Origin of the sequence: Bacillus thuringiensis (assembly GCF_022095615.2) — a bacterium.
Classification (GTDB): Bacteria; Bacillota; Bacilli; order Bacillales; family Bacillaceae_G; genus Bacillus_A; species Bacillus_A cereus_AG.
This window is the reverse complement of the sequence record NZ_CP155559.1, coordinates 3,428,368-3,450,736: the sequence shown is the minus strand read 5'-3', so window position 1 is coordinate 3,450,736 and position 22,369 is coordinate 3,428,368. Positions and strand designations below refer to the sequence as shown.

Below are 22,369 nucleotides of genomic sequence, written 5' to 3'. Positions count from 1 at the left end.
ATGGAGAAAGATTTTGGTCTTAATGTAGAGTTCATGTCTAAAGAATTGAAACTTCTTTTTACAATTTTGAAGTTACAAGATGATGAAACAGTGCAAAATTACAGTAATGAATGGTTTTCGGATATTGATTGGGAGGTATTTCTTGAGCAAGCTGTGCATCATCGCGTTTATCCGGTGATATATCAAAAACTTAAACAGGTGGATGAGGAACTAATTCCTTCACATATTGTACAAACCTTGAATAGAAAATATAAAAAAAATACATTTCAAATGCTTTATTTAAGTGCTGAAATGGAACGAATAAATAAACTATGTAATGAAAATGAGATTCGTATGATTTTTCTAAAAGGACCTGTACTATCTCAGGACTTATATGGGGATATTTCTTTACGAACATCCTGTGATTTGGACGTTCTAATTCCGATGCAAAATTTAGAAAAAATAGAAATGCTACTTTTAGAGCAGGGATATGTAAAAGATGATTATATTCAAACGATATTAAATGATTGGAAATGGAGGCATCATCATATAACATTTTTTCATCCAACAAAGCAGATTAAGCTTGAGATTCATTGGCGGTTAAATCCCGGACCTGGTAAGGAACCTGGGTTTGAAGCACTTTGGAAGCGAAAGAGAAAAAGTACCCTTACGAGTAATTCCGTATATATGTTAGGGAAGGAAGATTTATTTTTATTTCTTGTATCTCATGGTGCTAGACATGGTTGGTCCAGGTTACGCTGGTTAGTAGATATAAAAAAAATTGTCAATCAAGATCTTAATTGGAGTGAGATTCATAAATTAATGAGAACATATCAAATGCTACATATAGGAGGACAAGCATTAATTTTGGCATCTCAATTGCTAGGTGCACGGCTGGATGAAAGAATGATGGAATTAGTAGCTAAAAAACATTCAAAACAGTTAGCGCAAGAAGCGTTGTTTTATTTCAAGCAAATGATAAACTTGCATACCGATCCTGTGCCTGAAGAAGTACTTGCTTATCATAGTCGACATTTATTTTCGCTAATGTCTAATCAACAAAAAACTTTATATATTATGAGCCAACTATATCCTTATCCAATTGATGCAAAAACATTACCGTTACCTAAATTTCTTCATTTTTTATATTTTCCTTTACGTCCATTTCTATGTCTTTGGAGGAGAACGAAGAAGCTTGCTTTGTTATAGGGGGAACATCGATGAATCATATTATATATTTTATGAAGAAATTATACTCTTCAGCAGGAAAAATACTGTATGTGAATTTATTTGGTATGGTGTTAATAAGTTTACTGGAAGGGATAGGTATTATTTTATTACTCCCTATGATAAGTATGACTGGAATAATTAATATAGGTGAGGAGACTTCTTTTATTGCACCCGTCTATAGAATTTTGCAGAATTTCCCTAAAACAACAAGTTTAATTTCTATTTTAGGTATATATGTATTAATAGTGTTAAGTCAAAATATACTGCAAAGAAACATAACGCTAAGAGATGCGAGAACGCAACAAATTTTTGTACGAAAGTTAAGAGTAGAAACATATAGTATGATTTTAAAAGCAAAGTGGGGATTTTTTTTAGAAAAAAGGAAAACAAATCTAATTAATATATTAACTACAGAATTAGCTCGTGTTAGTTATGGGATTAATTTAATTTTACAATTGCTCGCTACCATTCTATTTACATTCATACAGGTAGGGCTTGCGTTTTTATTATCTCCCCAAGTCACTGTATTTGTTTTGGGCTTTGGCATATTATTCTTGGTAGCTTCTCGTGTTTTTATAAAAAAAGCACGGATACTAGGCGGTAAGACCTCAGAATTGGCAAAAGACTATCTTTCTGGTATAACAGATCATTTCAATGGAATTAAAGACATAAAGAGCAATACTTTGGAAGGATCACGTTTGGATTGGTTTCAATCTATAACAAAAAAGATGAGTAGCGAACAAATGGAGTATATGAGAATAAGGTCAAACTCTCAATTGTTTTATAAAATTTCAATGGCTATATTAATTGCATTTTTTATATTTTTGTCAGTAAATATGTTTCAAGCGCAAACGGCCCAGTTACTATTAATCATTCTCATTTTCTCAAGACTATGGCCAAGGTTCATGACGATTCAGTCAAATTTAGAACAACTGGCTGCAAGCATTCCTGCCTTTAAGTCATTATGGAAATTGCAACAGGAGTGTAATGAAGCGGTTGAAATGCAGGATATATACATGCAAAAACATATAAAGCCGATTTGTATAAAACAAGGCATTGAGTGTAAGGATGTTTCTTTTCGTTATAATAAGCAAGAAGCTTTATATGCACTTCAAAATATTAATGTACAAATTCCAATAAATAGTATGACGGCAATTGTAGGACATTCTGGTGCTGGGAAAAGTACATTAATTGATGTATTAATGGGGTTAATCCAACCAGAAAAAGGTCAAGTGTTAATGGATGGTATTCCTCTTACAACTGATAATTTATTGTCATTAAGACGGGCTATTAGCTATGTACCACAAGATCCTTTCTTATTTAATGCGAGCATAAGGGATAATTTATTGATGATTGAACCGGATGCAAGTGAGGAAGAAATTTGGGATGCATTAAGTTTTGCGGCCGTCGCTGAATTTGTACAAACACTTCCAAATGGGCTTGATACACTGATTGGAGATCGTGGGGTGAGGCTTTCAGGTGGTGAACGTCAGCGACTTGTACTAGCTCGAGCTATTTTAAGAAAACCGTCGATTTTAGTATTAGATGAGGCCACGAGTGCATTAGATACTGAAAATGAAGTGAAAATTCAATCAGCAATAGAAAGATTGAAAGGAACGATGACTATTGTTGTTATTGCGCATCGCTTATCTACTATACGCAACGCAGATCAAGTTATTGTCTTAGGAAAAGGTGAAATTGTTCAAATAGGTGAATTTAATCAATTAGCTAAAGAAAGAAAAGGTGTATTTCGAAATTTATTAGGGTCACAAATGGAAGTTGGTTCATAGAAGGGAAAGAGTGAATGGATTTTTGTATTCATGTAGTTCGAATCGAATAAAAGCCTGAGTGATGTTCAGTTATAACAGGACATTATTCAGGCTTTTATTTGTACGTTTTCTACATTTAGGGAGTAAATATAAATGAGTACCTTGCAATGAATAATACTAAGTGGTATATTATGGATATAACAGGTACCGTGTATTGAACAGTACTGGAATGAGAAAGGGGGACTGACCTTGAACGTTCAGTTTAAAAAAGGTGTGTTAGAACTGTGTGTTTTAGCACTTGTGAAACGTAAGGATTGTTACGGTTATGAACTTGTTCAGCAAATCTCAAATAAGTTTTTAATATCAGAAGGGTCAGTGTATCCTTTATTACGTCGTTTAACGAAAGAAGGATATTTTCAAACGTATTTGAAAGAATCTACGGAGGGACCGCCTCGTAAATATTATCAACTAACTGAGCAAGGGGAAACGCAACTGAATTTGTTAGTAACAGAGTGGCGTGATTTTGCAAAAGGCGTACAAGAAATTATTGAAGGGGTGGAATGGGATGAGTAAAGAACAGTTTCTTAAAGAATTATCAAGTCATCTTAGAAAGTTACCGGAAGAAGAGAGGGAAGATATTTTATTTGATTATGAAGAGCATTTTCAGTTTGGGATAGAAGAGGGGAAAACTGAATCGGAAATAATAAAGGGTCTTGGCTCTCCGAAAGTAATTGCGAAGGATTTACTTGCTTTGTATCGTTTTGATGAAATGAAAAAGGATCCATCTGTTTCGAATATAACAAGGGCTGTCATGGCAGCGATTGGACTTAGCTTATTTAATTTCATTATTGTGTTAGGCCCGTTAGTTGCAATTATTGCGTTTATATTTTCCTTCTGGATCGGTGGAATTGCTAGTGTAGTGACACCATTTTTCGTTATTGGAAAAGTATTTATGGGTACTTTTATATGGTTGGATTTATTCGTTAGTATAACGTTTGTTGGAGTAGGTTTGTTGTTATGTATTATCGCTTATTATAGTACGAAGTGGTTTAAAAAGTTATGCGTACGTTATGTAGTATGGAACTTCAAAATGATAAAAGGGGAGTAGATGATGAAAAAAATATTGTTAGTAGCAATCGCTTGTATCATTATTGGAGTAATAGGGATTTCACAAACATACGAAAAAGCAGTGCAAAGTGCAGAAGAAGGAAATAAAGAAAACGTAATTAAAAACGAAACACTAAAAAATATAGAAGTTAAGTTAGATGCTGGGGATATTGTTGTCCAAAAATCTCCCGATTCTTCTTTTTATGTAAAGCAATCAGGAGATGTACGTAAACAAGAGATTCATATTGCTGAAGATGGTGACACATTAAAAATTATTGGGGAAAGAGCAAAAGGAGCTTCATTTGATTTTTCTTTTTATGATTTTAGGTTTCAAACGTCTACAATAACTCTCCTCGTGCCTGAACGTTCTTATCAAGAGATAAAAGTAAATTCATCCGCTGGACAAATAGAAATAAGTGATGTGAAAAGTGATCGTGTAAGTGTGGGGACACTCGCTGGAGAAGTAGATTTGAAACATATCACAGCTAAGAGTGTGGAGGGATCTACAAAAGCTGGTGAGGTGAACTTTAAAAAGGTAATAGGGAAAGTAACAGCGAAAACGGCTAGTGGGGATGTATATGTTATGGATCATGATCCTAAGTATGATGTAGAGGCAAGTTCAACTGCTGGAGATGTAGATATTACTTTATTAGAAAAACCAAAAGATGCAGTAATAAGTGGGCGAAGCGCTGCTGGCGACGTAATGATTTTTAATGAAGAAAATAAAAATATAACAATTGGCAATGGTAGTAAAAAGATTAGCGGTAAAACAGCTGCTGGCGATGTGACGATTGAAACTCGTTCATAAGAAATAGAATGTATGAAAATCTATCAAAATACAAAAAAGAAGATAATTACCGTATGTAAATAAGGTAATTATCTTCTTTTTTTATTCTTAATGTAAATCACGATATACGCCAATTACTTTTCCGATAACTGACACTTGTTTTAAAATGATAGGTTCTAATGAAGAGTTTTCCGGTTGTAGACGGAAATGGTCTTTTTCTTTATAGAAACGTTTAACAGTTGCTTCGTTATCTTCTGTTAAAGCGACTACAATTTCACCGTTGTATGCAGACTGTTGTTGGCGAACAACAACTAAATCCCCATCGAAAATACCAGCTTCAATCATACTATCTCCGGAAATACGTAACATAAATACTTGGTCTGCTCCAGCAACAATGCTAGCTGGAAGTGGGAAGTGATCTTCTACACTTTCAACTGCTGTAATCGGTAATCCAGCAGTAACTTTTCCGACAATTGGAACTTGAATAACAGATTGTGTTTCTGTATCCATTCGGTTGTCACCTAAAATTTCAATTGCTCGTGGTTTTGTTGGATCGCGTCGAATATATCCTTTTTCTTCTAGTCGTGATAAATGTCCGTGCACTGTAGAACTAGAAGCGAGGCCGACTGCTTGACCGATTTCACGTACGGAAGGTGGATATCCTTTTTCTTGTACTTTTAGCTTAATAAAGTCGAGAATGTCTTGCTGGCGTTTCGTTAACTTTTCCATGTTTTCTAACACCTCGTTTTCTTTCATTTTTCTTATTAATAAGTATAACATGCGAAAAAACATTCTACAAACATAAGTTCGAACGAAAGGCGAATTTATGATACACTATAAGGAAAATATAGTGAGAAAGAAGGGTTCAAAATGAATGCAATTATTTATGCACGTGTGAGCACGACAAAAGAAGAACAGGAAACATCATTATTGCGTCAAAAAGATGAATTATTGCATTTAGCTGAGCGCTATCAAATGAATGTTGCAAAGGTGATTGAAGAGCAGGCTAGCGGTTATACAATTGAACGTGATGGCATATTAGAAGTGCTAGATACAATTCGCGATGAACAAGTTGATGTACTTCTCATACAAGATGAAACGCGCCTTGGTAGAGGGAATGCAAAGATTGCATTAATGCACTGTTTACATAAAGAGGGAATAAAAGTATATACGCATACGCATAATGGAGAATTAGAACTCTCTGATTCTGATTCGATGGTACTAGATATAATTGGGATTGTTGAAGAGTATCAAAGAAAGATCCACAATTTAAAAATTAAACGTGGCATGCAAAGGGCGGTAGAGAAAGGATTTCGTCCGGAGAATAATTTAAAAAATCGTCATTTAAGTATAGGACGTGAGAAAAAAGAAGTGCCAATTGAGGAAATTGTACGTTTACGCCGGAATGAATTAACTTTTGAAGAAATTGCAGCAACACTTCGTGGTTTTGGTCATGATGTTTCAAAAGCAACTGTACATCGAAGATATGTAGAATATACAAAGCAATTGCTTGATAAAGAGGACTAACTATTGTATGATAATAATCAGTTTTGAGTAAAAGGGGGATTCGAGATGCAAAGTCACGAACTCATTGAACGCATTAACTTCTTAGCGAAAAAAGCAAAAGCTGAAGGCTTAACTGAAGAAGAACAACGTGAGCGCCAATCGCTACGTGAACAATATTTAAAAGGATTTCGTCAAAATATGTTAAACGAACTTAAAGGGATTAAAGTTGTTAACGAAGAAGGTACTGATGTTACACCGGCGAAATTAAAAGCTTTAAAAAAGCAAGATAATGCAAAATTAAACTAAAAGATGGGCGAAGCCCATCTTTTTTATTTATTATATCCGTTATTTAATAACTTTCCAGTTGTTATTGACTGTTGCTTCTATCTTTTTGTGCTTCAATATATAGTTAGCGATAAGTTCAGACATATCTGTTGGTATGTCTTTTATTACGGGCTTATTTTGAAACATAAAGAAGTTCCCTCCGCCGCTTGCGCGATAATTATTCATAACGACGTCATATTCTTCATTCATATGAAGGGGAGCTCCTTTATACTGTAAGGATTCGACTCTCTCTCCAATTGGTTTGGAAATGTTTAATACGTACGAAATTCCTTCCCACATATCGTAATTATAGTGTTGCGGCTTTGGTTCTATGTAGGTAGGATTTACAATGATAGTTTCATCTGCTTTTAATGTGAAATAAGAAGCAGAGAGTTCAAGGGCATCTTTTATATCCGCTCCAGTTATTCTAATTACTTTTAATGTATTTGGATAAATATAATTAGAAACGATGTTACGCATTGTTACGCGATTAGGGAAACCTGGAGATAGATTATGGAATAAGCTTGTACAAGAAATGGAAACATTAGCTATATCCATCTGTATTTTATTTATAAATTCAATAAAAGGATGGTCTTGCAAACGAGTTTGCATAGCATCTGAAATTTGCATGTCTCCATAGATTAATCCAATAGGTTGATCGAGCCAATTTTGTGTTTCCTCTTCATAATCGGCAACCAAGGAAAGCATATGTTGGTCCGCAGTAATTCCACGCACGGGCAATAATTGTGAATAACTCTCTTTTTTTACCCATTTTTGTTCTGTTTTCTCGAATGTTACTGTTATTTTTCCGACGGAGTGTCCATTGCATCCAGTTTGTAAAACTGTTACACCATTTATTACGGTGTGAGCGATTTCCCGGTGTTGGTGGCCTGTTAGTAAAATATCTATGCCTTCAATTTTATGGCACATTGCATAACCTTGGTTTTCACCTGTTAAAACTTCAGTCGGTACCCCGGTTTGTAAATCGCGTTCAAATCCTCCATGATACGCTACGACTAGTAAATCTGGTTGCTCTTGTTTGCGAATGTAAGAAACCCATTTTTTTGTTGTTTCTAATGCATCTTCAAATTGTAGATCTTGAATGTGATGAGGTTGTTCCCAATTAGGAATGTAATGCGTTGTCATCCCTAAAATAGCAATTTTTATATTTGATTCAATATGTTTTATTATATATGGTTTCCCGAAATAAGGTTCTTTTCTGTTTGTATCTAAAATATTTGCTGATAGATACGGGAAGTTCGCAGTAGAAATAGCATGATTTAATACGTCCATTCCATAATTAAATTCATGATTCCCGATAACTGCAGCATCATAGTTTAAATAGTTCGCTAATAAGGACATTGGGTTTTTCTTATCTTTTTTGTATGTAGCGTAATGATAAGTAAAGGGTGTTCCTTGTATGAAGTCACCGTTATCAATTAAAAGAACGTTTCTATTTTGGGAACGTTCTTTTTTTATAAGAGTAGAAATTTTAGCTAAACCAATTTCAGCTTGAGAGTTATCTTGGTAGTGAATTGGATAAACAGTACCATGTATATCGCTTGTTAATAAGATGTTTAAAGTTACAATTTGATTTTGCTTCAATATTATTCACCTTTTCTATTGTTATCTACTAGTTAAGCATATCAAATATATGAAGAGAATTTTAATGAGAATGTATAGAATGTGTAAAGATTCTGTAAATAAGCAATTATTTGTAAAAATATGTGATATATTTCTTCATGTTTACGGAAGGTTATTTTATAACAACAAAAATGGAGGCATTAATATGTTGAAAAAAGTTTTTGCGATGAGTACAACGGTTGTAATTGCAGCGGGATTATTGAGTGGCTGTGGAACGAAGGAATCAAGTGCAAGTAAAAATGAAGATACGAAAAAAGGGTATGTACCGAAGACTTTAAATGTTCAATTTGTTCCTTCTCAAAATGCAGATACGTTAGAGGCGAAGGCGAAACCATTGGAAAAGCTATTAAGTGATAAATTAAATATTCCGGTAAAAGTTAGTATTTCAACGAATTACAATACAATTGTAGAAGCGATGGCATCTAAGCAAGTAGATGTAGGTTTTTTACCTCCAACAGCGTATGTGCTAGCGCATGAGAAAAAGGCTGCAAACGTAATTTTACAAGCACAACGTTTTGGAGTAGATGATGAAACGGGAGCTCCTACAAAAGATTTAGTAGACTTTTATAAATCTGAATTTGTTGTTAAGAAAGATTCTAACATTAACAGTGTAAAAGATTTAAAAGGTAAAAAAATTGGTTATCAAGATGTAACATCATCAGCAGGATACGTATGGCCTGCGGCTGTATTGTTAAAAGAGGGGGTTGATCCGTTAAAGGATGTGAAACCTGTTACATTAAAAGGTCACGATCAGTCGCTTATTGCTCTTTTAAATGGTGATGTAGATGCAGCTGTTGTATTCCAAGATGCTCGTAATATTGTAAAAAAAGATTATCCGAATATATTCGATCAAACGAAAATAGTGAAATTTACGGAGAAAATTCCAAACGATACGATTTCGGTACGCTCTGATTTAGATGCAGAGTGGAGCAAGAAATTACAGGATGCTTTCATTGAAATAGGAAAGAATGAGGAAGGTCACAAAATCATTAAAGAAGTATATTCACATGAAGGATATGTTAAATCTGATGATAGTAAATTTGATATCGTTCGTGAATATGGAAAGAAAGTAAAAACGCAATAATACATATGGAAATGGCAGCTAACTGGAAGAAGGGTTTATTTTCAGTTAGTTTGCCGTTTGGAATATATAGAAGGTAGGTAAGATGTGTGATAGAGTTTCGAAATGTCTCCAAAGTGTATCCGAATGGTACAAAAGGATTGAATAATATAAACTTGAACATTCAAAAAGGTGAGTTTGTTGTAATGGTAGGGCTGTCTGGGGCTGGAAAGTCTACACTTCTAAGATCTGTAAACCGTCTTCATGAGATTACAGAAGGCGAAATCATGATTGAAGGTGAATCTATAACTGCTGCAAAAGGAAAAGGATTACGTCGCATGCGCCGGGATATTGGCATGATTTTTCAAAGTTTTAACCTTGTAAAGCGATCATCGGTATTGAAGAATGTATTAGCTGGGCGTGTTGGGTATCATTCGACTTTACGTACAACGTTAGGTCTATTTCCAAAAGAAGATTTGGAGCTTGCCTTTCAATCGTTAAAAAGGGTGAATATTTTAGAAAAAGCATATGCGCGAGCTGATGAATTATCAGGAGGACAACAGCAACGTGTATCGATTGCTAGAGCGTTGGCGCAAGAAGCGAAAATCATATTGGCAGATGAACCTGTTGCGTCGTTAGATCCGCTAACAACAAAGCAAGTATTAGATGATTTGAAAAAAATTAATGAAGATTTTGGAATTACAACAATTGTAAACTTACATTCTATTGATTTAGCTAGGCAATATGCGACACGCATTATTGGATTACATGCAGGCGAAATTGTTTTTGATGGTTCAGTAGAAGAGGCAACGGATGAAAAATTTGCTGAAATTTATGGAGACGTAGCGCAGAAAAGTGAATTATTAGAGGTGGCAGTTAAATGAATGACGTGACGATATATTCGAAATCGATACCGAAGCCGCCGAGTAAGTTGAAACATATGTTAACGGCTATTCTAGTCATTTTACTGTTGTGGGGAAGCAGTGTACAGGTCGACGCATCATTTTCAAAACTAGTAGTTGGTTTTCCTAATATGATTGATTTGTTAAAAGAGATGGTGCCGCCTGATTGGAGTTATTTTCAAGTTATTACAACAGCGATGTTAGATACAATACGTATGGCGATTATTGGGACGACGTTAGGAGCGATTTTAGCTATTCCACTGGCACTATTTGCGGCAAGTAATGTGTTTACTAGTACATTTTTGTACGGGCCAGCTCGATTGGTTTTAAATTTTATCCGAACGATACCAGATTTATTATTAGCGGCGATTTTCGTAGCTATTTTTGGAATAGGACCACTTCCAGGTATTTTGGCTCTTACTTTTTTCTCAATTGGGCTCGTGGCGAAATTGTTGTATGAGTCAATTGAATCGATTGATTCAGGTCCATTAGAAGCGATGACAGCAGTAGGAGCAAATAAAGTGCAATGGATTGTGTATGGGGTAATTCCGCAAGTGAAAGCACATTTTGTCTCCTATGTTCTTTATACATTTGAGGTGAACGTACGTGCAGCAGCTGTTTTAGGTTTAGTAGGGGCAGGTGGTATTGGATTATATTATGACCGCACACTTGGTTTTTTACAATATCAACAAACTGCATCTATTATTATCTATACCCTTGTTGTTGTATTGTTAATTGATTATGTAAGTACATTGTTACGGGAGAAATTATAATGAGTAAAACGACGTTAATCGTACCAAAACCGAAGAAACCGAGTGTGTATCGCTGGTTTATTTTTATAGCACTTGCATTTGTTTATGTATGGGCTTTTTCAGGAGTCCCGTTAGAGGGTAACTAACTGTTACGATTTATTTAACCAATTATAACGAAAGTTAATTAAATATATCAGTAAGCCCTGCTAGTCAAGTGATTGGCTAGTAGTGAGGGTTAACTGCGGGCAATCCCTAAAGCTGATTGAACTACAACGTGGCTAGAAATGGTGAGCGTGAATGTTGCGAAAGCAGAAAAAATTAATCAGATGGTGCAAGGTTAAATCCTAAACACTAGAGCAATGGGTCTTCCGCCTCGAATCATCTAAGTCAAAATGGATAAGATGAACGTTCAACGACTATCTCGTATAACTGACGAGAGTACATCACAAGCCTATGGTGATGGAAAAATCCTCTATCTCTAAAGAGATAAACATATAGTCTGCGCTCATGTGAAAACATGAGAAGTTCATAAGAGAACTGGCTAAGGAATTGCGCCCCTAGTTGAACGAGATAAATTTAATTAAATCTATCAAGTCTCATTGAATCTACCGAATCTATGCATTATGGTAAATTCAATGAGGTGAGAATAATAATGAAATTTTCACGAGTTAGTCAAGTATCGGAATTAACAGGTTTGTATCCTAGTAGTCTTAGGAGAATGCTGGTGGAACACGCTACTATTCAGAAGAACAAATCTTCCATTAAAGGATTTAAATTCTGATGATATTGGCGAAGAAAGTCAGACTGATTCCAACGCCTGAACAAGAACAAGTGCTTAGAAACCATGCTGGTGCTGCAAGATTCGCTTATAGCTATTGTAAAAGAATGAGTGATAGATACTATAAGCTATTTGGAAAATCTGTTTCACAGTTAGCTTTACAGAAACGATTTACAAAGATCAAGAAGCGAAAGAGATATGAGTGGTTACATGACATCAACGCACAAGTTCCCAAACAGGCTTCAAAAGATTTTGACAAGGCGAGGAAACATTCGTTCAAAAAGTACAAAAATGGTTATCACACTTCTTATAAATCCAAAAAAGATTTAATCCAAGGATTTTATGCCAATTATGAAAGACTGGTTATAGGAAAGAAAGTAGTTCATATTCAGTCCATTGGAGAAGTGAAAACAAGCCAACAACTACCAAGAAATAAAAAGCCATCCAATCCAAGAGTTACCTTTGATGGTCGTCACTGGTGGATTAGTGTAGGGTTCAAAGAATCCTTTGAAGCACAAGAATTAACCGATGAGTCGATGGGTGTGGATGTTGGTTTAAAAGAGCTGTTTGTGGCTTCTAATGGTACGAAAGAACGAAATATAAACAAAGATGCCAAGGTTAAAAAACTTTTGAAAAGGAAAAAGTCAGCACAAAGAGATATGTCTAGAAGATTTAAAAAAGGTGTAAAAATACAATCTGCCGGATATGAAAAAGCTAAAACTGAGCACCTGCGGTTATCTAGGAAAATTATGAATATCCGAAATAACCATATCTATCAAGCAACAGCTAAATTGGTGAAAACCAAACCAATGAGGATTGTTGTGGAAGACGTATCTATCTCAAACCTGTTAAAAAACAAAAAACTATCGAAAGCATTTTCATTTCAAAAATTAAACTTCTTCTTTCAATGTTTATCATACAAGTGCGAGAAGTATGGCATTGAGTATGTAAAAGCTGATACATGGTTCGCCTCAAGCCAGATTTGCTCATGTTGCGGAGTGAAATACGACCATTCAGTTCAACCAGAAGGACAGTGGAGTTTAAAAATACGTGAGTGGCGTTGTGTTCCATGCAATAGCCATCACGATAGGGATGTAAATGCTGTGATAAATTTATCAAGATGGGTAAAATAAATGCTTGATAATAGGAGGTAACGATACTGCCTCGTGTGGAGTGTTATACCCCTCGTCCCTTCGGGGGTGCGAGAACACGATGAAGCGCTAACTTGTGTAAATTTGATTGAATTGTATAGATTTAGTTAAGTTTATCGTATCGGAATAAAGGATACGGCAGGAGAAATTACAAAAGCAATTATGACAGGTGTAATGAGTCCAGATTGGTCGTATGTATCTTTGCCAGATGGTGAAGATTTATTACATGGTTTAATTGATACGTTGGCAATTGCGATATTAGGTACATTTATTTCTGCCTTTTTATCTATTCCATTCGCTTTTTGGGCGGCAACGAATATGAGCAGTGGAAAATTAACTTCAGGAACTGGGAAATTTGTACTTAGTTTTGTTCGTACATTTCCTGAATTAGTTATGGCCATTTTATTTATAAAAGCTGTTGGACCAGGCTCTTTTGCCGGAGTTCTAGCTCTAGGATTACACTCTATCGGAATGTTAGGGAAATTATATTCGGAAGGAATTGAAAATATAGATAAGGGACCGACGGAAGCGTTAATAGCAACAGGCGCAAATCGGTTTCAAATACTTTGGTATGCAGTATTGCCACAAGTATTACCAGATTTTCTATCGTATACGTTATACAGGTTCGAAATTAATGTACGATCCGCTGCCATTTTAGGTGTTATTGGAGCAGGTGGGATTGGGACACCGTTAATTTTTGCATTGAGTTCACGCAATTGGTCTCGTGTGGGGATTATTTTATTAGGCATCATTTTAATGGTCATTATCATTGATTTTATTTCAAGTTCGATACGGAAGAAAATCGTATAATTTGTTTTAGAAGCACCTATAAAAGGTGCTTTTTTATATAATAAGAATAATGAATGTGGGTAATAGGAGGGATATTTTGGCTTTGCAGCACGAGTTCGTATTTATTTCGAATGAAAAAAGATTGGATTTTAAAGAGGTAGATTGGATTGAACTTTGTTTTTTATATAAAGAAGAGGCAACGATAGATGAGTGTATTGTATTAAGTGATGAGTTAATCGTATATCTATTAGATTTTATCCATTGGATTCCAGTCTATTATCCAGCAAAAAGAGCAGAAGGGTTTGGCATTCATTATTATGGTATTACAAAAATTGAGCAACAAGGGGCAGTGATAGCAGAACAGTTATTTTGTTCGCTAGTTAGCATGTTTTCTTTAGCGCCAGAAACAATTGAGCTAACAGGACAGTTTCAATGGGAAAATGATAATAATACTGATGGAGAATATGAAAGATACGTATTTGATCGAGATAAATTATGCCAAGATTTACAGTCGTTTATTCATTTGCTTCGCAGAGTGAAAAATGGGGAAGGATATATTTTGCATTATGGAATTTGAAATTGATGAATAAATATACAGATAATTCCCTTTCTTTTTAAAATAAAAATAATGAAAAAGTATGTCATATTGAATACCCATACATTCCCGAAATCATTGATTTTTTTATAAAAAATCAAAAAAACATCAACATATTTGTCGATACATGTTGTATAATCTTGCGTGGGAAGCTATCATATAAATGTATAAAACGTTTACTAATATAAGCGAAGGGAAGAATAGCATGTCACATTCAATCGAACAACTTTCTATCAACACGATTCGCACATTATCCATCGATGCGATTGAAAAAGCAAACTCTGGTCACCCAGGAATGCCAATGGGTGCAGCACCAATGGCTTATACATTATGGACTCAATTTATGAAACACAATCCAAATAACCCAACGTGGTTTAACCGTGATCGTTTCGTATTATCTGCAGGTCATGGTTCAATGTTATTATACAGCCTACTTCACCTATCTGGTTATGATGTAACAATGGATGACTTAAAGAACTTCCGTCAATGGGGAAGCAAAACTCCAGGACATCCTGAGTACGGTCATACAGCTGGGGTAGACGCAACTACTGGTCCACTTGGACAAGGTATTGCAACTGCTGTAGGTATGGCAATGGCTGAAAGACATTTAGCTGCTAAATATAACCGTGATGCGTATAATGTAGTAGATCATCATACATACGCTATTTGTGGTGATGGAGATTTAATGGAAGGCGTTTCTGCTGAAGCATCTTCATTAGCTGCTCATTTACAATTAGGTCGTCTTGTTGTGTTATACGATTCAAACGATATTTCATTAGATGGCGATTTAAATCGTTCATTCTCTGAAAGTGTAGAAGATCGTTACAAAGCATACGGATGGCAAGTAATCCGTGTTGAGGATGGAAACGATATTGAAGCAATCGCGAAAGCAATTGAAGAAGCGAAAGCTGACGAAAAACGCCCAACGCTAATTGAAGTAAGAACGACAATTGGTTTCGGTTCTCCAAACAAATCAGGAAAATCAGCTTCACACGGTTCTCCACTTGGTGTAGACGAAACGAAATTAACAAAAGAAGCATATGCTTGGACTGCTGAGCAAGACTTCCATGTTGCAGAAGAAGTATATGACAACTTCCGCAAAACAGTACAAGATGTTGGTGAAACTGCGCAAGCAGCTTGGAACACGATGTTAGGCGAATATGCACAAGCATATCCAGAATTAGCAAACGAATTGCAAGCAGCAATGAACGGTCAACTTCCAGAAGGTTGGGAGCAAAACTTACCAACTTATGAATTAGGATCTAAAGCAGCAACTCGTAATTCTTCAGGTGCTGTAATTAATGCAATTGCAGAGTCTGTACCATCATTCTTCGGTGGATCTGCTGACCTTGCTGGTTCTAACAAAACATATATGAATAACGAAAAAGACTTTACAAGAGATGATTACAGCGGTAAAAACATTTGGTACGGTGTACGTGAGTTCGCAATGGGTGCAGCAATGAACGGTATTGCATTACATGGCGGTTTAAAAACTTACGGTGGTACATTCTTCGTATTCTCTGACTACTTACGTCCAGCAATTCGTCTTGCAGCATTAATGCAATTGCCAGTAACGTATGTATTCACACACGACAGTATCGCTGTTGGTGAAGACGGTCCAACACATGAACCAGTCGAGCAATTAGCAGCGCTACGTGCAATGCCAAATGTATCTGTTATTCGTCCAGCTGATGGTAACGAATCTGTTGCAGCTTGGAGATTAGCTTTAGAATCTACAAAAACACCAACTGCTTTAGTATTAACTCGTCAAGACCTTCCAACATTAGAAGGTGCAAAAGACGATACGTATGAAAAAGTAGCAAAAGGTGCATATGTAGTTTCTGCAAGCAAGAAAGAAACAGCTGATGTAATTTTACTTGCATCGGGATCTGAGGTAAGTCTAGCTGTGGAAGCACAAAAAGCGTTAGCAGTAGACGGCGTTGACGCAGCTGTTGTCAGCATGCCATCTATGGATCGCTTTGAAGCTCAAACTGCTGAGTACAAAGAATCTGTATTACCAAAAGCAGTAACAAAACGTTTCGCAATCGAAATGGGTGCTACATTCGGATGGCACCGTTACGTAGGTCTTGAAGGAGATGTATTAGGTATCGATACATTCGGTGCTTCTGCTCCTGGTGAGAAGATTATGGAAGAGTATGGATTTACTGTAGAGAACGTTGTTCGTAAAGTAAAAGAAATGCTTTAATGATTTTAGAAAAATCTCTCCGGCATGGAGAGGTTTTTCTATGTAAATGAGTTTTTTCGACAGAAAAAGTTTTTTATCTCTCCGTAGTCAGACAATCATTGCAAAATTTCTTCTATATAATGAAGGGAAAAGGTTGTCCAGATTGGGAGGCAAAAGATGAAAACGTATGAATTGTATTTAATTCAAGAGGATATTGCGAAAGCTTACTTTGGTCGTGAATATTTGTTTTTTGATTTATTTGCTCGATTTTCAGAATCTGGGTCCCTTTCGGAGAAAAAAGTGTTATATAAACAAATGATGTATATAACGAGACCATTACAAGTAATGAAAATTCATCATAAATTAGAGCAAGCTTTACGTGTTCTTGGTAGATATGATAGAAAACATCATACACATACACTTTTTACAGGAGCGGAATACGGCGAAATAATGGTGAAACCACACTATATTCGTATGAACACCTCTGGAAATGTCTCTATGGAAACGACGTTCTTTGAGGTGCTTCGAAAGTGTGAATTAACATTTTTAGCTATGGATTATGAAAATACAAAGTACGGATGGCTGAATCCTCTAAAACAAGTACGAACATATGTGTAAAAAATGTCGAATTGTATCTTGTCTTATTGAAAAGGTTTTAGTACACTGTAAGGTAGACAACATGAAGGAGGAAAATATATGCCAATTTGGTTAGGTATTCTAGTGGGCGTAGTAGCACTAGTAGCAGGCGTAGCGTTAGGATTTTTCATTGCCCGCAAATACATGATGAACTACTTAGAAAAAAATCCACCAATTAATGAACAAATGTTAAAAATGATGATGATGCAAATGGGACAAAAACCTTCCCAAAAGAAAATCAATCAAATGATGAGCGCGATGAGCAAGCAACAAACAAAATAAGCGCTAAAAGACACTCGCTAAGAGTGTCTTTTCTTTTTGCTAGTTATAGAGTTTAAAACTTCCAAAAATTCTGTATTTTTGATAAACTGAAAACATCGCTCATTTTATGGGAGGAGGATAAAAATGAAGGTATTTATTAATTTAGCGTGGTTTTTTAAACAAGAAAAACGAGCGTACATAATTGGAATTATTATGTTGTTTGGTGTCGCGCTTCTTGAACTTGTAGCGCCGAAAGTACTAGGTATTGTAGTAGATGAAATTAATAATGGAACATTAACATCTGAAAAGTTGTTGAAGTTGGTTATTTTGTTAGTAGTTGTAGGGATTACTATGTACATCTTACGTTATTTATGGCGTATTATGATTTTTGGATCTTCGTTAAAACTAGCCCGTCAATTACGAAAGAATTTATATGAACATTTTACAAAGATGAGTCCATCTTTTTATCAATCACGTCGTACGGGTGATTTGATGGCGCATGCGACCAATGATATTCAGGCGATTCAGCAAACTGCTGGATCGGGTGTTTTAACACTTGTTGACTCATTAGCAGTTGGAGGATGTGTACTCGTAGCAATGGGTTTTACAATTAGTTGGAAGTTAACATTGTTAAGCTTAATTCCAATGCCGATTGTAGCAATTTCGACAAATTATTATGGCACGTTATTACATAAAAGGTTTCATAAAGCGCAGCAATCGTTTTCGGAAATCAATGATAAAGTGCAAGAGAGTATGAGTGGGATGAAGGTAATTCGATCACTTGGACAAGAGAAAGAAGACTTACAAGCATTTCGAAAAAAGTCAGAAGATGTCGTACATAAAAATATGTTAGTTGCGCGTATTGATTCGTTGTTTGATCCGACAATCGCTCTTATCGTTGGGTTTTCTTTTTTAATTGCAGTATGTTACGGGTCAGTATTAGTTGTGAGGGGTGAATTAACTGTAGGTGATCTTGTTACATTTACAACATATTTAGGTACCCTCGTTTGGCCAATGTTAGCCTTTGGATGGTTGTTTAATATTATGGAGCGTGGACGCGCTTCGTATGACCGTGTCGAGAAAATCCTTTCTCAAAAATTAGATGTAGTAAATAGAGAAAACGCTGTACATACAATAGCAAGCGGTGATGTTTCGTTTGCGGTTGATTCATTTTCATATAAGAGAAATGAACTGTTACAGCTAATAGATGTTCACTTTGATTTGAAGAAGGGTGAAACACTAGGAGTTGTCGGACGTACAGGTGCAGGGAAAACGACGTTATTAAAATGCTTAATCCGTGAATATGATCATTTTAATGGTGAATTAAAAGTTGGAGAGCGGGATATTCGCGATGTAACACTTTACGGTGTCCGTTCTGCTATTTCATATGTGCCGCAAGACCATTTTTTATTTTCAGCGAGTATTGGGGAGAATATTGCCTTCGGAAAGGCGGATGCTACATATAATGAAATTACTCGTGCTGCAGAGATTGCTTGTATCCATAATGACATACTCCAATTTTCAGAAGGGTATGAAACAGTAGTAGGGGAAAGAGGCGTTTCTTTATCTGGAGGTCAAAAACAGAGAATCTCAATAGCGCGTGCTTTATTAACGAATGCTGAAATTTTGATTTTGGACGACTGTTTATCTGCTGTAGATGCAAAAACAGAAGAAACGATTTTAAATGCATTAAAGAGGGAAAGAGCAGGGAAAACGACGATTATTACTGCTCATCGTTTAAGTGCAATTCAACATGCCAATCTTATACTTGTTGTGGATGAAGGCAGAATTGTGCAGCGAGGTACACATGAGCAATTAATGGAAGAAAACGGTTGGTATAAAGAGATGTATGAGAGCCAGCAGTTAGAAGCATTAGTCGAGAAAGGAGGCGTATGATGGCTAAGAAAAAACAGAGTGATTTAAGAAGATTACTTTCTTATATGAGACCATATAAAGGGTTATTAGCATTAGCATTTTTATTTCTAGTTGGAGCAACTGTAACTGAAATGATGGGTCCTTTTTTAATTAAACAATTTCTTGATGAACACTTAGTACCGGGGAATTTTGAACAATCAGCACTCGTTACTTTATTTGTAGTATACATAGTTGCTCATTTATTAAAAGTGTTATTTACGTATTTGGATTTATTATATTTTCAAAATATCGCTTTTAAAATTGTTCAAGATATGCGTGTTGAAGTATATGAACATGTTCAAAAGTTGTCATTAAGTTTCTTTGATCGTACGCCGATTGGTACGCTCGTATCGCGCATAACGAATGATACGGAAGCAATTAAAGATTTTTATGTCAGTGTATTATCCACATTTGTCAAAAATGTAGTCTTTTTAATAGGTATTTTAGTAGCAATGTTTTTATTAAATGTAAAACTAGCTCTATTTTCTCTTGTATTAATTCCGATCATGTTTGCAATTATGGTGCTATATCGCCGGAAAAGTGCAGCTTTTTATTTAGAAGTACGTAATCAATTAAGCGTGTTAAATGCAAAGTTAAATGAGTCTATTCAAGGAATGAATATTGTTCAAGTGTTCAGACAAGAAAAGCGTATGAGAAAAGAGTTTGAAGAAGTGAATAATAAACATTATAGTGCAGGGCGAAGGACTTTAAAGTTAGACGCGTTACTTTTACGTCCAGCAACTGATTTAGTTCATATTGTGGCTATTGCGTTAGTACTTGGTTTATTTGGAATTGATGCTTTGAAGAGTCCTGTTGAAGTAGGTGTATTATATGCGTTTGTTAATTATATACATCGTTTCTTTCAGCCTGTAAATGAGATGATGATGAAATTATCATTTTTCCAACAGGCACTTGTTTCATCATCACGTGTATTTCATTTAATGGATGAGAAAGATTTAGCGCCAGTTCAAAAAGGGGATGGAGATCCTCAAGTGGTTAATGGAGAAATTGAATTTAAAAATGTTACTTTTTCGTATGATGGAAAACGTGATGTTTTAAAAAATGTATCTTTTCACGTGAAACAAGGGCAAACGGTTGCTTTCGTTGGGCACACTGGTAGCGGAAAAAGTACCATTATGAATTTGTTAATGCGATTTTATAATATTAAGTCCGGAAGTATTGTAATAGATGGTGTGGATTTAGAGAAATTTGAAGAACGAGAAATTAGAAAAAAAATAGGACTCGTATTGCAAGATGCATTTTTATTTGCGGGAAATGTAAAACAAAATATTCGTATGTACAATGAAGAAATTACAGATGAAGAAGTAAAAGAAGCGGCACAATTTGTGCAAGCCAATACGTTTATTGAAAAATTACCAGAGCAGTATGAAACAGAAGTAGTAGAAAGAGGAGCTGCATTTTCTAGTGGTCAACGCCAATTAATTGCTTTTGCTAGAACGATAGCAACGAATCCGAAAGTATTAGTATTAGATGAAGCAACAGCTAATATTGATACAGAAACAGAAGATGCGATTCAAACAGCATTACAGCAAATGAGAAAAGGGAGAACGACGATAGCAATTGCCCACAGATTATCTACAATTCAAGATGCAGATCAAATCTTTGTTATGCATGATGGAGAAATAGTAGAAAGAGGTACACATCAAGAATTACTGAGTGAGCAAGGGTTGTACTATAATATGTATTTACTACAAAATAAAGGAAGTTTACAAAAAGCCTTGTAATTACAAGGCTTTTTTACTTTGTTTATAAAATATGTTTGCTCTCAATGTCTATAGTATAAACGTCGTGACCCTTTATTAAAGTTGTACATATTGTATGTATACGAAATGAAAAAAATTGATAGGAGCTTTTATATGCAAGATAGATCTAGTTCAAATATTACGTTTATCGATGTGTCTCATTGGGAAGGGAATATTGATTGGAATGCAGTGAAGGGATCGGGTATTTCAGCGGCGTATGCAAAAGCGACAGAAGGTGTGAATAATCTTGATCCTACTTTGGTTCAAAATGTACAAGCAGCGCGAAATGCGAATGTATTAATCGGTGCATACCATTTTGCACATCCAGAACTAAATGATGCAATTTCAGAAGCGAAACATTTTGTGAACATATTACAAAGCAATCAGACAGATTTAATGCCCGTTTTAGATTTAGAATCACCGATAGATCCGAGTAATAGTAATTTAACTGGTACTGCTATATCTAATTGGGCAAGAAGTTTCATTGATTATGTGAAACAGGCTACTGGAAAAGATGTCATGTTATATACAGGAGTTTGGTATATTAATGAGTTTGGAATTAACGGATTAAGTGATATACCACTTTGGATTTCTAAATACTCTAGTACGCCGCCTGCTGATGCTGGTGGATGGACAGAGTGGACAGCATGGCAATACACAGATTCTGGTCAAATTTCAGGTGTAGTAGGAAATTGTGACGTATCAGCAGCGGTTTCATTAGAAGCTTTGCAAGGAAATGGGACGAGTGGTGGTGGGAATGTTTCTCCACCTAGTACTGCTACTGCAGTCTACGGCGTTGCTGTAATTAAAGGCGATAATGTAAATTTACGGAGTGGACCATCTTTACAATCTAGTGTAATCCGCCAGCTAAATAGAGGAGAATCGTATGAAGTTTTGAGTGAACAAGATGGCTGGCTTGCTTTAGGTGGAAACGAATGGATATACTATGATCCAAGTTACATTCAGTATAAACATTATGTGGCGACTATTACTGGTGATAATGTGAATCTGCGGGATGCACCATCATTAAATGGAAATGTTATAAGACAGTTACATCAAGGTGAGGCTTATAGAGTATGGTGTAAGCAAGATGGCTGGCTTGGTTTAGGTGGAAATGGCTGGATATACTATGATTCAAGTTATATTCAGTATGGTGTACAATAAAATGCACGTAAAAGGTATCTCGCCTGAGATGCCTTTTATTCTGCTATTTGCGGGCAACCTGAAACAATCAGTG

At 35.6% G+C, this 22,369-nt stretch carries 20 protein-coding genes and 2 pseudogenes; 20 read left to right on the top strand and 2 right to left on the bottom strand.

Annotated features, from left to right (window positions below; genetic code table 11):
* From KZZ19_RS17855 to KZZ19_RS17835, 5 genes are all read left to right on the top strand, one after another.
* A complete protein-coding gene (locus KZZ19_RS17855; RefSeq protein WP_237982450.1) occupies nucleotides 1-1,188 on the top strand; it encodes a nucleotidyltransferase domain-containing protein in 1,188 nt (395 codons plus the stop codon).
* A gap of 11 nt (nucleotides 1,189-1,199) precedes the next feature.
* Nucleotides 1,200-2,999 (top strand): ABC transporter ATP-binding protein, encoded by a 1,800-nt coding sequence (locus tag KZZ19_RS17850; RefSeq protein WP_237982451.1) that lies wholly within the window; start codon nucleotides 1,200-1,202, stop codon nucleotides 2,997-2,999.
* Between the two features lie 228 nt (nucleotides 3,000-3,227).
* Nucleotides 3,228-3,551, top strand: coding sequence for a PadR family transcriptional regulator (locus tag KZZ19_RS17845; RefSeq protein WP_001102620.1), 324 nt, complete (start codon nucleotides 3,228-3,230; stop codon nucleotides 3,549-3,551).
* Entirely contained in the window at nucleotides 3,544-4,086 is a 543-nt protein-coding gene (locus KZZ19_RS17840; RefSeq protein ID WP_237982452.1) for a DUF1700 domain-containing protein, read from the top strand. The genes KZZ19_RS17845 and KZZ19_RS17840 overlap by 8 nt, the downstream gene beginning before the upstream one ends.
* The gene (locus KZZ19_RS17835; protein ID WP_237982453.1) at nucleotides 4,087-4,893 is read left to right on the top strand and encodes a DUF4097 family beta strand repeat-containing protein; all 807 of its coding nucleotides are present in this window, start codon (nucleotides 4,087-4,089) and stop codon (nucleotides 4,891-4,893) included. It begins immediately after the preceding gene.
* 87 nt (nucleotides 4,894-4,980) lie between these two features.
* On the opposite strand, the gene lexA is transcribed toward KZZ19_RS17835, so the two are convergent.
* On the bottom strand, nucleotides 4,981-5,601 hold the full coding sequence (lexA, locus tag KZZ19_RS17830; protein WP_000413737.1) for a transcriptional repressor LexA: 621 nt from the start codon (nucleotides 5,599-5,601) through the stop codon (nucleotides 4,981-4,983).
* Nucleotides 5,602-5,742: 141 nt separating this feature from the next.
* On the opposite strand from lexA, the gene KZZ19_RS17825 reads away from it, so the two are divergent.
* Nucleotides 5,743-6,399, top strand: coding sequence for a YneB family resolvase-like protein (locus KZZ19_RS17825; RefSeq protein ID WP_088097372.1), 657 nt, complete (start codon nucleotides 5,743-5,745; stop codon nucleotides 6,397-6,399).
* A gap of 45 nt (nucleotides 6,400-6,444) precedes the next feature.
* Nucleotides 6,445-6,684 carry a DUF896 domain-containing protein gene (locus KZZ19_RS17820; RefSeq protein WP_001190582.1) on the top strand — a complete coding sequence of 80 codons (240 nt, stop codon included), beginning with the start codon at nucleotides 6,445-6,447 and terminating at the stop codon, nucleotides 6,682-6,684.
* Nucleotides 6,685-6,723: 39 nt separating this feature from the next.
* On the opposite strand, the gene KZZ19_RS17815 is transcribed toward KZZ19_RS17820, so the two are convergent.
* Nucleotides 6,724-8,307: a bifunctional metallophosphatase/5'-nucleotidase gene (locus KZZ19_RS17815; RefSeq protein WP_237982454.1), complete on the bottom strand. Its 1,584-nt coding sequence runs from the start codon at nucleotides 8,305-8,307 to the stop codon at nucleotides 6,724-6,726.
* A gap of 184 nt (nucleotides 8,308-8,491) precedes the next feature.
* On the opposite strand from KZZ19_RS17815, the gene KZZ19_RS17810 reads away from it, so the two are divergent.
* The 13 genes and pseudogenes from KZZ19_RS17810 to KZZ19_RS17750 all read left to right on the top strand — a co-directional run bounded on the left by KZZ19_RS17810 (nucleotide 8,492) and on the right by KZZ19_RS17750 (nucleotide 22,296).
* Entirely contained in the window at nucleotides 8,492-9,430 is a 939-nt protein-coding gene (locus KZZ19_RS17810; protein ID WP_088097370.1) for a phosphate/phosphite/phosphonate ABC transporter substrate-binding protein, read from the top strand.
* 86 nt (nucleotides 9,431-9,516) lie between these two features.
* On the top strand, nucleotides 9,517-10,290 hold the full coding sequence (phnC, locus tag KZZ19_RS17805) for a phosphonate ABC transporter ATP-binding protein (protein ID WP_088097369.1): 774 nt from the start codon (nucleotides 9,517-9,519) through the stop codon (nucleotides 10,288-10,290).
* Nucleotides 10,287-11,081, top strand: a complete 795-nt coding sequence (gene phnE, locus KZZ19_RS17800; RefSeq protein ID WP_073515966.1) for a phosphonate ABC transporter, permease protein PhnE — start codon at nucleotides 10,287-10,289, stop codon at nucleotides 11,079-11,081. Before phnC ends, phnE (KZZ19_RS17800) begins: the two co-directional genes overlap by 4 nt.
* Nucleotides 11,081-11,200, top strand: a pseudogene (locus tag KZZ19_RS17795) (phosphonate ABC transporter, permease protein PhnE); the annotation flags it as partial. The gene phnE (KZZ19_RS17800) and the pseudogene KZZ19_RS17795, both read left to right, overlap by 1 nt.
* A 640-nt stretch (nucleotides 11,201-11,840) precedes the next feature.
* Nucleotides 11,841-12,971, top strand: a complete 1,131-nt coding sequence (locus KZZ19_RS17790; RefSeq protein WP_348638002.1) for an RNA-guided endonuclease InsQ/TnpB family protein — start codon at nucleotides 11,841-11,843, stop codon at nucleotides 12,969-12,971.
* A 141-nt stretch (nucleotides 12,972-13,112) separates the two neighbouring features.
* A pseudogene (gene phnE, locus KZZ19_RS17785) lies at nucleotides 13,113-13,799 on the top strand (phosphonate ABC transporter, permease protein PhnE); the annotation flags it as partial.
* Nucleotides 13,800-13,875: 76 nt separating this feature from the next.
* Nucleotides 13,876-14,355 carry a coproporphyrinogen III oxidase gene (locus KZZ19_RS17780; protein ID WP_237980543.1) on the top strand — a complete coding sequence of 160 codons (480 nt, stop codon included), beginning with the start codon at nucleotides 13,876-13,878 and terminating at the stop codon, nucleotides 14,353-14,355.
* 223 nt (nucleotides 14,356-14,578) lie between these two features.
* Complete coding sequence (gene tkt, locus KZZ19_RS17775; protein ID WP_063221325.1) at nucleotides 14,579-16,579, top strand: transketolase; 2,001 nt, start codon at nucleotides 14,579-14,581, stop codon at nucleotides 16,577-16,579.
* A gap of 156 nt (nucleotides 16,580-16,735) precedes the next feature.
* Nucleotides 16,736-17,176 carry a sporulation inhibitor of replication protein SirA gene (gene sirA, locus KZZ19_RS17770; protein WP_088097362.1) on the top strand — a complete coding sequence of 147 codons (441 nt, stop codon included), beginning with the start codon at nucleotides 16,736-16,738 and terminating at the stop codon, nucleotides 17,174-17,176.
* Nucleotides 17,177-17,254: 78 nt separating this feature from the next.
* Nucleotides 17,255-17,476: a YneF family protein gene (locus tag KZZ19_RS17765; protein WP_001123316.1), complete on the top strand. Its 222-nt coding sequence runs from the start codon at nucleotides 17,255-17,257 to the stop codon at nucleotides 17,474-17,476.
* Nucleotides 17,477-17,599: 123 nt separating this feature from the next.
* Entirely contained in the window at nucleotides 17,600-19,351 is a 1,752-nt protein-coding gene (locus KZZ19_RS17760; protein WP_237980545.1) for an ABC transporter transmembrane domain-containing protein, read from the top strand.
* On the top strand, nucleotides 19,351-21,114 hold the full coding sequence (locus KZZ19_RS17755) for an ABC transporter ATP-binding protein (protein WP_237980547.1): 1,764 nt from the start codon (nucleotides 19,351-19,353) through the stop codon (nucleotides 21,112-21,114). Before KZZ19_RS17760 ends, KZZ19_RS17755 begins: the two co-directional genes overlap by 1 nt.
* Before the next feature lie 132 nt (nucleotides 21,115-21,246).
* Entirely contained in the window at nucleotides 21,247-22,296 is a 1,050-nt protein-coding gene (locus tag KZZ19_RS17750) for a GH25 family lysozyme (RefSeq protein WP_237980549.1), read from the top strand.
* Nucleotides 22,297-22,369 lie beyond the last annotated feature (73 nt).

Coding starts and splice junctions, on each gene's coding strand:
- KZZ19_RS17855 (WP_237982450.1), top strand. CDS start 1: ATGGAGAAAGATTTTGGTCTTAATGTAGAGTTCATGTCTAAAGAATTG.
- KZZ19_RS17850 (WP_237982451.1), top strand. CDS start 1,200: ATGAATCATATTATATATTTTATGAAGAAATTATACTCTTCAGCAGGA.
- KZZ19_RS17840 (WP_237982452.1), top strand. CDS start 3,544: ATGAGTAAAGAACAGTTTCTTAAAGAATTATCAAGTCATCTTAGAAAG.
- KZZ19_RS17835 (WP_237982453.1), top strand. CDS start 4,087: ATGATGAAAAAAATATTGTTAGTAGCAATCGCTTGTATCATTATTGGA.
- lexA (WP_000413737.1), bottom strand. CDS start 5,601: ATGGAAAAGTTAACGAAACGCCAGCAAGACATTCTCGACTTTATTAAG.
- KZZ19_RS17825 (WP_088097372.1), top strand. CDS start 5,743: ATGAATGCAATTATTTATGCACGTGTGAGCACGACAAAAGAAGAACAG.
- KZZ19_RS17820 (WP_001190582.1), top strand. CDS start 6,445: ATGCAAAGTCACGAACTCATTGAACGCATTAACTTCTTAGCGAAAAAA.
- KZZ19_RS17810 (WP_088097370.1), top strand. CDS start 8,492: ATGTTGAAAAAAGTTTTTGCGATGAGTACAACGGTTGTAATTGCAGCG.
- phnE (WP_073515966.1), top strand. CDS start 10,287: ATGAATGACGTGACGATATATTCGAAATCGATACCGAAGCCGCCGAGT.
- KZZ19_RS17790 (WP_348638002.1), top strand. CDS start 11,841: ATGATATTGGCGAAGAAAGTCAGACTGATTCCAACGCCTGAACAAGAA.
- tkt (WP_063221325.1), top strand. CDS start 14,579: ATGTCACATTCAATCGAACAACTTTCTATCAACACGATTCGCACATTA.
- sirA (WP_088097362.1), top strand. CDS start 16,736: ATGAAAACGTATGAATTGTATTTAATTCAAGAGGATATTGCGAAAGCT.
- KZZ19_RS17765 (WP_001123316.1), top strand. CDS start 17,255: ATGCCAATTTGGTTAGGTATTCTAGTGGGCGTAGTAGCACTAGTAGCA.
- KZZ19_RS17760 (WP_237980545.1), top strand. CDS start 17,600: ATGAAGGTATTTATTAATTTAGCGTGGTTTTTTAAACAAGAAAAACGA.
- KZZ19_RS17755 (WP_237980547.1), top strand. CDS start 19,351: ATGGCTAAGAAAAAACAGAGTGATTTAAGAAGATTACTTTCTTATATG.
- KZZ19_RS17750 (WP_237980549.1), top strand. CDS start 21,247: ATGCAAGATAGATCTAGTTCAAATATTACGTTTATCGATGTGTCTCAT.